Source organism: Cupriavidus sp. CuC1 (genome assembly GCF_044627735.1).
In the GTDB taxonomy this organism is placed as follows: Bacteria; Pseudomonadota; Gammaproteobacteria; order Burkholderiales; family Burkholderiaceae; genus Cupriavidus; species Cupriavidus ulmosensis.
The window spans coordinates 1-1,116 of the sequence record NZ_JBIUHC010000388.1; the positions used below are offsets into that span (position 1 = coordinate 1).

At 55.6% G+C, this 1,116-nt stretch carries 1 protein-coding gene; it reads right to left on the reverse strand.

The genetic code is table 11. The features are described from left to right. Positions 1–293: 293 nt before the first annotated feature. Positions 294–755: a hypothetical protein gene (locus ACGLHR_RS51820; protein WP_400103912.1), complete on the reverse strand. Its 462-nt coding sequence runs from the start codon at positions 753–755 to the stop codon at positions 294–296. Between the last annotated feature and the right edge of the window lie 361 nt (positions 756–1,116).

A 1,116-nucleotide genomic window follows, 5' to 3' on the forward strand; every position in this document is an offset into this window, starting at 1 on the left:
CACCGGCCTTCGATCATCGCCGCGTGCTGGGTTCAGGCAACGTTGTGGTGATGTCATGATTTACGGAAAGATCAATAATAGCACCGCAATCCGAAGTCCCGAAAGGGACTTCCAGAGCTGACCGTTCTGGAAGTCCCTTTTTCTATTGGTTCCGACCTATCCTCCTCACGGACGGCTTGAGAAGGTTTTGATCTTCCCAAGCCGTATCGACTACTCTCTTAATCGCCCGGAGACCGCGCATCCACCAAGTAGGTGCGGCGGCCGAGGCGCCATCGGTGTCCTTATAAGCGCAGTTATCTGTTAGCGTTACGCCGCCGTCCTACGGATACGGAGTCTTTGGCAGGCATGAGCTTTGCAAGCACACGTTTGTATGCACTGATGACGTCGCCACTGAGGCGCACATCATGCAACGATACGATGCTTCCGCCAGCCACCTCTGCCAACTCGCGATGTACCATCAGACCAAGTAAGTCTGCCGGCGATTTGCAATGGTAACGAGCAAGATCTTTCATCAGTTCAATATCATCAGCCGCGACGCCTCGTAGTCTGAGAATGCGCCGTACCACCTTGCTCCTTGACTCCTTGATCTGCGCTGCGACGCGTCTGCACTCCGCCCTCGCTAGGGTGAGCGCATAGCGCTTGTTTGCCTCTTCACCAACTGCGACCGCTGAGACTCGGCCCAATACGGCATCAATCGCTGCGATTTGTTCCGGCGCCAGGCGTACCTGGCACGACCTTCCTTGTTTCTTGACCATGTCTCTTCACTTCTGTGGCTCGAGTCGCTTGCCCGAGGCCGTTGCTGACACATATCCCGAACGGCTCACGCCGAGAAATTCCTATGATTTAGGCTGCCTAATGGATAGTCCCTGGGGAATGCATGCTCCCGGTCGTTTATCAAATCTCCTGGCTCTCCACCTCGCTTTCAACTGCTCGATTTGAATGGACGTGGTCGGCCATTCGGCGGAAAGCAGTTGTCTTCCGCATGGGCCTATTGCCTCGACGATATGGGCTGAAGCCACTCGCGAAACATGCTGTTAGGCCCACCCCTTTCAAGGTGATCAAACGACGCGCCCAGCCTTGATGACACGTGCGGTAGAGACATGCCGCCGTGCCACA